This is a genomic window from Kineococcus vitellinus (assembly GCF_009906315.1).
Lineage (GTDB): Bacteria > Actinomycetota > Actinomycetes > Actinomycetales > Kineococcaceae > Kineococcus > Kineococcus vitellinus.
In genome coordinates this window covers 1-8,504 of sequence record NZ_JAAALL010000191.1, presented here as the reverse complement: position 1 = coordinate 8,504, position 8,504 = coordinate 1, and the positions used below count along the sequence as shown (strand labels likewise).

10 protein-coding genes are annotated in these 8,504 nt (G+C 75.9%); 6 read left to right on the top strand and 4 right to left on the bottom strand.

What is annotated here, in order from left to right:
- From GTQ99_RS15765 to arfB, 4 genes are all read left to right on the top strand, one after another.
- A partial coding sequence (locus GTQ99_RS15765; protein WP_166616685.1) for an AAA family ATPase occupies positions 1-619 on the top strand: 619 nt, incomplete at its 5' end.
- 80 nt (positions 620-699) lie between these two features.
- Positions 700-1,305 carry an amino-acid N-acetyltransferase gene (locus GTQ99_RS15760; RefSeq protein WP_166616684.1) on the top strand — a complete coding sequence of 202 codons (606 nt, stop codon included), beginning with the start codon at positions 700-702 and terminating at the stop codon, positions 1,303-1,305.
- On the top strand, positions 1,302-1,835 hold the full coding sequence (locus GTQ99_RS15755; RefSeq protein ID WP_166616683.1) for a gluconokinase: 534 nt from the start codon (positions 1,302-1,304) through the stop codon (positions 1,833-1,835). Before GTQ99_RS15760 ends, GTQ99_RS15755 begins: the two co-directional genes overlap by 4 nt.
- A 40-nt stretch (positions 1,836-1,875) precedes the next feature.
- Positions 1,876-2,301, top strand: coding sequence for an alternative ribosome rescue aminoacyl-tRNA hydrolase ArfB (gene arfB, locus GTQ99_RS15750; RefSeq protein ID WP_166616682.1), 426 nt, complete (start codon positions 1,876-1,878; stop codon positions 2,299-2,301).
- A gap of 48 nt (positions 2,302-2,349) precedes the next feature.
- On the opposite strand, the gene GTQ99_RS15745 is transcribed toward arfB, so the two are convergent.
- Positions 2,350-3,264, bottom strand: coding sequence for an A/G-specific adenine glycosylase (locus GTQ99_RS15745; protein ID WP_166616681.1), 915 nt, complete (start codon positions 3,262-3,264; stop codon positions 2,350-2,352).
- A 152-nt stretch (positions 3,265-3,416) separates the two neighbouring features.
- Between GTQ99_RS15745 and GTQ99_RS15740 the strand changes: the two genes are divergently transcribed.
- Entirely contained in the window at positions 3,417-4,079 is a 663-nt protein-coding gene (locus GTQ99_RS15740; RefSeq protein ID WP_166616680.1) for a hypothetical protein, read from the top strand.
- Between the two features lie 48 nt (positions 4,080-4,127).
- Here the strand turns inward: GTQ99_RS15740 and disA are convergent, their stop codons facing one another.
- The 3 genes from disA to GTQ99_RS15725 all read right to left on the bottom strand — a co-directional run bounded on the left by disA (position 4,128) and on the right by GTQ99_RS15725 (position 7,172).
- Positions 4,128-5,213, bottom strand: coding sequence for a DNA integrity scanning diadenylate cyclase DisA (disA, locus tag GTQ99_RS15735; protein WP_166616679.1), 1,086 nt, complete (start codon positions 5,211-5,213; stop codon positions 4,128-4,130).
- A gap of 114 nt (positions 5,214-5,327) precedes the next feature.
- The gene (radA, locus tag GTQ99_RS15730; protein ID WP_166616678.1) at positions 5,328-6,716 is read right to left on the bottom strand and encodes a DNA repair protein RadA; all 1,389 of its coding nucleotides are present in this window, start codon (positions 6,714-6,716) and stop codon (positions 5,328-5,330) included.
- Positions 6,717-6,806: 90 nt separating this feature from the next.
- Positions 6,807-7,172 (bottom strand): hypothetical protein, encoded by a 366-nt coding sequence (locus GTQ99_RS15725; protein WP_166616677.1) that lies wholly within the window; start codon positions 7,170-7,172, stop codon positions 6,807-6,809.
- A 135-nt stretch (positions 7,173-7,307) separates the two neighbouring features.
- On the opposite strand from GTQ99_RS15725, the gene GTQ99_RS27010 reads away from it, so the two are divergent.
- Positions 7,308-8,504: diguanylate cyclase (locus tag GTQ99_RS27010; protein WP_166616676.1), on the top strand; the 1,197-nt coding region annotated here is incomplete at its 3' end.

The following is an 8,504-nucleotide window of genomic DNA, read 5'->3' as shown; positions in this document are numbered from 1 at the left end:
CATCTTCAACTCGCTGCTGCAGATCCTGGAGGACGGGCGGCTGACCGACTCCCAGGGCCGGATGGTGGACTTCAAGAACACCGTGATCATCATGACGACGAACCTGGGGACGCGGGACATCTCCAAGAGCGTCGGCACCGGGTTCGCCGCGGGGTCGCAGACCACGCAGACGAACTACGAGCGGATGAAGGCGAAGGTCAACGACGAGCTCAAGCAGCACTTCCGGCCGGAGTTCCTCAACCGCGTCGACGACATCGTCGTCTTCCCGCAGCTGACGCAGGAGGAGATCGTCCAGATCGTCGACCTCTTCGTGAAGCGGGTCGACGACCGCCTCAAGGACAAGGACATGGGCATCGAGCTCACCCCGTCCGCCAAGCGCCTGCTGGCGACGAAGGGCTACGACCCGGTCCTCGGCGCCCGGCCGCTGCGCCGCACGATCCAGCGCGAGATCGAGGACGTGCTCTCGGAGAAGATCCTCTTCAGCGAGCTGCGCCCGGGCCAGATCGTCTCGGTGGACACCGCGGGCGAGGGCGTGGAGGAGAAGTTCACCTTCGAGGGCACCTCCAAGGAGGACCTGCCCGTGACCGTCCCCGTCGGGGACGGCAACGGCGAGGACTGACCTCACCGGCGCTCGACGGCCCGGCACCCCGCGAGGGGTGCCGGGCCGTCGCGCGTGCGGGGGTCTGGGAGGATCGCGCCGTGCCCGCCACACCGGAGCCCGCCACACCGGAGCCCGCCAGACCGGAGCCCGCCAGACCGGAGCCCGCGCCCGCCGCCGCGCCCGTCGTGGTGCGCCCCGCGCGCACCGGTGACGTGCCCGCGGTGCGCCGGCTCGTGGAGGACTACGCCCGCCGGCGCATCCTGCTCGGCAAGGAGCTCATCACCCTCTACGAGGCCGTGCAGGAGTTCGTCGTCGCCGAGCAGGCCGGCCGCGTCGTCGGCTGCGGGGCCGTGCACGTGCTGTGGGAGGACCTCGCCGAGATCCGCACCCTGGCCGTCGACCCCGGTGTGCGCGGCCTCGGGGTCGGCTCCCGCATCCTCGAGGCGCTGCTGCAGCGCGCCGACGACCTCGGCGTCACCCGGCTGTTCTGCCTGACCTTCGAGACCGCCTTCTTCACCCGGCACGGCTTCACGGAGATCGAGGGCACCCCCGTCGAGCAGGACGTCTACGCGGAGATGCTGCGCAGCCACGACGAGGGGGTCGCGGAGTTCCTCGACCTGGCCCGCGTCAAGCCCAACACCCTGGGCAACAGCAGGATGCTGCGGGTCGTCCCCGCGGCCGGACGGCACGAGGAGCGCCCATGACCGACCCGACCCGCCCCTCCCGCACCACCACCGTCGTCGTCACGGGGGTCTCCGGCAGCGGCAAGACGACCGTGGCCACCCAGGTCGCCGAGCGGCTGGGCTGGAAGTGCTCGGAGGGCGACGACTTCCACCCGCAGGCCAACGTGGAGAAGATGCGCGCCGGCCACCCCCTCGCCGACGAGGACCGCTGGCCGTGGCTGTCGGACATCGCGGCGTGGATCGGCGACCGCGAGGCGCTGGGCGAGGACGTCGTCATCACCTGCTCCGCCCTCAAGCGCGCCTACCGCGACCTGCTGTCCGACGGGCACCCCTCGGTGGTCTTCTGCCAGCTCGTGGTGCCCACCGAGGCGCTCGAGGAGCGCATGGCCCACCGCCGGGGCCACTACATGCCCGCCTCCCTGCTGCACAGCCAGCTGGAGACCCTGCAGGACCTGCAGCCGGACGAGCGCGGCTTCCAGGTGCGGGTGGAGGGTGGGCAGGAGAAGGTGCTGGCCGACGTCCTCCGGCACCTGGAGCCCCACCTGGCCTGAGGTGCCGGAGCGGGGGAGCGCTGAGCGGGGAGGACGGGGAGTGGACGAGGGGCTGCGGGTGAGCAGGCGCTTCACGGTCCCGGCCGCGGAGCTGCGCGAGCGCTTCTCGCGCGCCGGCGGTCCGGGGGGCCAGGGCGTCAACACCACCGACTCGCGCGTCGAGCTGTCCTTCGACCTCGCCCGCTCGCCCTCGGTGCCCGAGGACCTGCGCGAGCGGGCGCTGCAGCGCCTGCAGGGCCGGCTCGTCGACGGGGTCGTCACCGTCGTCGCCTCCGAGCACCGCGCCCAGCTGCGCAACCGGCAGGCCGCCGCGCAGCGGCTGCGCGAGCTGCTCGCCGGGGCCGTCGCACCGGGCCCCGCGCGGCGGCGGCCCACCAAGCCCACGAAGGGCTCGCAGCGCCGGCGCCTGGACGCCAAGCGGCAGCGCGGCGACGTCAAGAAGCTGCGTCGCAGCACCGGCGACTGACCCGGCCGACTCGACGGGCGACCCGACGAGCGACCCGCGAGCGGCCGCTCAGGAGCGGGGCAGGGCGAACCGGCCGTCCTCCAGCGGTTCGACGAGGCCGTCGGCCACCAGGCCGTCCAGGCACCGGGCGCGCTGCGCCGCGTCGTCCCAGCAGGCCGCGAGCTCGGCGGCCCCCACCGGCCCGTCGGCGGCGCGCAGCACCGCGAGCAGCTTCCCGCGCACCTGCCGGTCGGTGCCCGCCCACGCCTGGGCGCGCCGCGCCGGGCCGTCGTGGGCGGGGCGGCCGGCGAGGACCCAGGCGCAGCGGTCGGCCAGCGGGCAGCTCGGGCAGCGCGGGGCGCGCGCGGTGCAGACCAGGGCGCCGAGCTCCATGACGGCCACCGCCCAGCGGGCCGCGGTCCGCGGGTCGTCGGGCAGCAGCCGCACCGCCAGCCGGGTCTCGGCGGCGGTGAGCGCGGGCGCCGGCTCGGCGGCGCCGGTGACCGCCCGGGCCTGCACGCGCCGGACGTTGGTGTCGACGACGGCGTGCCGCTGCCGGAAGGCGAACGAGGCGACGGCCGCCGCCGTGTAGGCGCCGATCCCCGGCAGCGCGAGCAGCTGCGCGTGCTCGTCGGGGACCCGCCCGCCGTGCTCGTCGCGGATCGCCACGGCCGCGGCGTGCAGGCGCAGCGCCCGCCGCGGGTAGCCGAGCCGGTTCCAGGCCCGCACCGCCTCGCCGGGCGCCTCGGCGGCCAGGTCGGCGGGTTCGGGCCAGCGGCGCAGCCACGCCGTCCACTCGGGCAGCACCCGCGCGACGGGCGTCTGCTGCAGCATCACCTCGCTGACGAGCACGCCCCACGGCGAGCAGGCCGGGTCGCGCCAGGGCAGGTCGCGGGCGTTCTCCCCGTACCAGTCGAGCAGGCGCAGGTGCAGGTCGAGCACGTCGGCGGCCTCGGGGGCGCCGGGCGGGGCGGTGGTCGTCATCGCCGACGATCGTCGCACGCGGCGGGGACGTCCCCACCCCCTCCGACCGCGCAGGGTGAGCATCGCAGTACCGACAGTGGTTGCGTTGCGCGGCAAGCCTTCCTGCGGCGCGCCTGCTCGACGGTGCCGCCGGCGCCGCCTACCGTCGCCGCGTGAGCAGCGTGCTGCACCCCGTCGGACCCGAGCGCAGGGGCGTCTACTGGCGTCGCCGCCTGCTGGCCGTCCTCGTCCTGCTCGCGGTGGTCGTCCTGGCCGTCCTCGGCGTGCGGGCGCTGACCTCCGAGCGGGCCGCCGGCGAGCCGGCCGCCCAGCAGATCGACCCCTCCCAGGTCTCCAGCACCCTCACCGCACAGCCCACCGACGGCCCCTCCGCGAGCCCCACCGGCTCGCCGTCGGCGACCGCGACGACGTCCGCCGCCGTCGCCCCCTGCGAGGGTGCCGCGCTGGGCGTGGTCCTCACCTCCGACGCCACGACGTACGGCCCCGGCCGCACCCCCAAGTTCGCGCTCACCGTGCAGAACGTCTCCCCGGTCACCTGCAGCGTCGAGGTCGGCAGCGGGATGCGCACCTTTGTGGCCACCGACGCCTCCGGCGCGCAGGTCTGGTCCAGCGAGGACTGCCAGTCCTCGACCGCCTCGCAGGTCTACGACGTGGAACCGCAGGCGTCGAAGTCGATGACGAGCACGTGGTCGCGCCAGCGCTCGGCGGCGGGGTGCCCGGACGGGCAGGAGATGGTGCCCGACGGCACCTACACCGTGACCGGCACCTGGAACGGCGTCGCCGCCGCGCCGGTGACCGTCAGCTTCTCGGGCTGAGCACCCGCCGCCGGTGGCGGCGGTGGCGACGGGGGCGACGGGGGTCGCTCAGACGTAGCGCTCGAGGATCGAGGACTCCGCCAGCCGCGACAGGCCCTCGCGCACGGCGCGGGCGCGCTGCTCGCCGACGCCGTCGACCGTCATGAGGTCGTCGATGCTCGCCGCGAGCAGCTTCTGCAGGTCGCCGAACTGGTCCACCAGGCGCTCGACGATGGCCCCCGGCAGGCGCGGCACCCGGTTGAGCAGCCGGAAGCCCTTCGGGCTGACGGCGGAGTCCAGGGAGTCGCCGCCCACCGAGAACCCCAGCACGCGGGCCACCTGCGACAGGTCGACCAGCTCGGAGGAGCTCAGCCCGGCCAGGGCGTCCAGGACGGCCTCCAGCGGACCCTCGTGCCGGCTGGCCTCCAGGTAGTCGCGCACGACCAGCTCGCGGTCGGGGCCGATGCCGCCGACGAGCTCGTCCAGCTGCAGGGACAGCAGCCGGCCGTCGACGCCGAGCTCGACCACGTACCCGGCGATCTCGTCGGCGATGCGGCTGACCATCTCGATGCGCTGCACGACCGAGCAGACGTCGCGGACGGTGACGAGGTCCTCGATCTCCAGCGCCGACAGCGTGCCGGTGACCTCGTCCAGGCGGGCGCGGTAGCGCTCCAGCGTCTGCAGCGCCTGGTTCGCGCGACCCAGGATGGCGTCGGAACCCTCCAGGACGTAGCGGCGGTTGCCGGTGTAGACGGCGACGATCCGCATCGACTGCGACACCGAGATGACCGGGAAACCCGTCTGCTTGGCCACCCGCTCCGCGGTGCGGTGCCGGGTGCCGGACTCGCTGGTCTCGATCGTGGAGTCCGGCACGAGCTGCACGGCGGCGCGCAGGATGCGCGAGACGTCGCGGTCCAGCACGATCGCGCCGTCCATCTTCGCCAGCTCGCGCAGCCGGGTCGCGGAGAACTCCACGTCGAGGGTGAACCCGCCGGTGCACAGGGCGTCGACGACGCGGTCGAAGCCCAGCACGATCAGGGCACCGGTGCGCCCGCGCAGGATGCGCTCGAGACCGTCGCGCAGCTCCGTGCCGGGGGCGAGGATCGCCAGGGTCGCGCGCAGGATCTCCTCGGGAGTCCGGTCAGCGGTCGCCACCGGGCCCACCTCCCCACGTACGTCGAGCCTGGTGGCCGGAGTCTAGCGGCGGGGCGCGTGGGGCGGGTGGGCACCCGCCCCGCGCCCCACGGGCGGCCGGGAACCGGCCAGGGGTCAGCCGGAGGTCAGCCGCGCCCAGCGGCAGGCGTCGGCGAGGGTGGCGACCTCGTGCACGGCCACCCCCTCCGGCGCCTTGCCGGGAGGCACCGACCCCGCGGGCACGATGGCCGCGGTGAAGCCCAGCCGCGCGGCCTCGCTGAGCCGGCGCGGCACGCCGCCGACCGGGCGCACCTCGCCGGCCAGCCCGACCTCGCCGAGGGCGACCAGCCCCGGCGGCAGCGGCCGGTCCAGGGCGGCGCTGGTGACGGCGAGCGCGGCGGCCAGGTCGACCGAGGGCTCGGTGAGCTTCACGCCGCCGACCGTGGCGACGTAGGTGTCGCGGTTGGCGATGCCCACGCCGAGGCGGCGCTGGCAGACCGCGAGCACCATGGCCACCCGGCTGGACTCCAGGCCGCTGGTCACCCGCCGGGCGTTGCCGGGCGTGGTCTCGGCGGCCACGAGGGACTGCAGCTCGGCCACCAGCGGCCGGCGGCCCTCCAGCGTGACGGTGATGCAGGTGCCCGCGACCGGTTCGGGGGTGCTGGAGACGAACAGGCCGCTGGGGTCGGCCAGGCCGGTGATGCCGTCCTCGCCGAGGTCGAAGCAGCCGACCTCGTCGGTGGGGCCGTAGCGGTTCTTCACCGCCCGCAGCAGCCGCAGCCGGGAGTGCCGCTCGCCCTCGAACTGGCACACCACGTCGACGAGGTGCTCCAGCGTGCGCGGGCCCGCGATGGAGCCGTCCTTGGTCACGTGGCCCACGAGCAGCGTCGCCAGCGCGCGCCGCTTGGCGACGGCGATGAGCGCCCCGGCCACCTCGCGCACCTGCGAGACGCCGCCGGCCGCGCCCTCGACCGCGCCGGAGGCCACGGTCTGCACGGAGTCGACGATGAGCAGGTCCGGCGAGGAGTGCTCGACGTGGCCGAGGACCGTCGCCAGGTCCGTCTCGGAGGCCAGCAGCAGCCGCGGGCGCAGCGCGCCGATGCGCTCGGCGCGCAGCCGGACCTGGGCCGCGGACTCCTCGGCCGTCACGTACAGGACGGTGCGCCCGCTGGCCGCGACGCGCGAGGCCGCGTCCAGCAGCAGCGTCGACTTGCCCACCCCGGGCTCGCCCGCCATGAGGACCACCGCCCCGGGCACCAGGCCGCCGCCGAGGACGCGGTCGAACTCGTCCACGCCCGTGGGCGCGGCCCGCGCGGCCTCCACGTCGACCTCGGCGATGGGCCGGGCGGGCTCGCGCACCTGCGCCGGGACGGTCGTGCGCACCGCCGGGGTGCCGCCGACCTCCTCGACCGTGCCCCAGGCCTGGCACTCCCCGCAGCGGCCCACCCACTTCGCGGTCGTCCAGCCGCACTCCGCGCAGCGGTAGCCGGGGCGGGCGGTCTTGGCGGTGGTCCTGGTCGGCACGGGCACGACGCTAGGGCCCGGGTACGACACGACCCGCACCCCCGGCGGGGGAGCGGGTCGTGGCGGAGCGGCCGGGCGCCGGCCGGCGGGTCACTGGCCGTAGAGGACCTTCATGGTGGCCATGAGGATGCCGAGGACGGCGAAGACGAAGCTGGGCACGAAGGCGAGGATGGCCGCGCCGATGCTGCCGCTCTTGCGGTACAGCAGGTAGGCGGACAGGACCATGACCAGCGAGCCGGCGAGCGTGAAGCACAGCCCCGTGACGATGAGGCCGCCGGAGGCGGACTCGTAGGGGTCGGCCCCGAGCAGGAACAGCGGCACGAGCCCGGCCAGGACGAGCCCGACCACCCACACGCCCAGGGCGACGAGGGTGCCGCTGCTCGGCCTGGACCAGCGGACCGGGGCGCGGAAGCGTTGCTCCTCGTGGTGCACCGGCGGGGTGGCGTGCGCGCTCATGGGCCCATCATCCACCGTCGGTGCTCCCTCGTGCGACCCCGGGTGACCCGGCCCGCGCGCCGCCCGTGCGCCGCCCGTGCGCCCGGTCGGGTGAGCGGTGCTGGAGCGCGCGGGCCCGGGCGCCGATCCCCAGGCGTGACCGGACGAGCGACCGCTGGGTGGACCGGCCCGCGCGGCCTGCGGGCGGGGCTGGCGCCCTTCGCGCCCGAGGTGGAGGCCGACTACCGCCGGGCGCGCTCGACGGCGCGCGCCCGCTGGTTCGTGCCGACGGCGCTGCTGGGGCTGCTGCTCTTCGACGCCTACGCCCTCGTCGACGCGGTGCTGGCCCCCGAGGTGCTGGGGCTCTCGCTGCTGCTGCGCCTGGGGGTCGTCACCCCCGCCGTGCTGCTCGGCCTGCTGCTGCGCGGCGCGCGGCTGCGCGCCCACCCGGGCTCGGGGGTCGACGGCCCGCTCGTCGCGGGGGCCGCGCTGCTGCTCGTGGCCGTGCTCACCCTCGTGCAGCACCGGGCGCCGGAGGCGCTGGGCGGGGCCTACTTCGGCGGCGCCTTCGTCGTCGTCGTCTTCTTCACGACCCTGGTGCGCTCCGACGCCCGCCAGGCCGCGCTGGCGCTGGTCTCGCTGCTGGCCGGGTTCGCCTGGGCGCAGAGCGCCCTGGCCGTCGACCCGGTGCCCACCGAGCTCGCCGGGCTGCTGGCGGTCGCCGTCGCGGGACTGTTCGGCCTGGTGATGGCCGTGCACGTGGAGACCAGCGAGCGCGCCGGCTTCCTGGCCCGGCGCCGCGCCGACGCCCTGGCCCGCGAGCGCGAGGAGCTCATCGAGGCGCTCGCCGCGGCCGCCGAGCGCGACGAGCTGACCGGCGTGCTCAACCGGCGGGGCCTGGCGAGCAGGGTGCCCGCGGGAGAGGCCCCGCTGAGCGTCCTGCTGGTCGACGTCGACCGCTTCAAGGGCTACAACGACCGCCGCGGCCACGCGGCGGGCGACGAGTGCCTGCGCCGCGTGGTGGGCGCGCTCGCCGCGCAGCTGCGCCCGCAGGACGTGCTGGCGCGCGTGGGCGGCGAGGAGTTCGCCGTGCTGCTCGAGGAGGCGCCGGCGCTCGACGGGTCGCTCCCCGGCGCTGCCGCCGGCGGTGCGGCGGCCGTGGCCGAGCGGCTGCGGGCGGCGGTGGAGGACCTGCGGGTGCCGCACCCGGCGCGCCCGGGCTCCCCGCAGGACGCCGAGGTGGTCACCGTCAGCATCGGCGTCGCCACCGGCGTCGGGTTCGAGGCCGTGCTGGGCGCCGCCGACGCCGCGATGTACGCGGCGAAGGCCGGCGGGCGCAACACGGTGCGCACG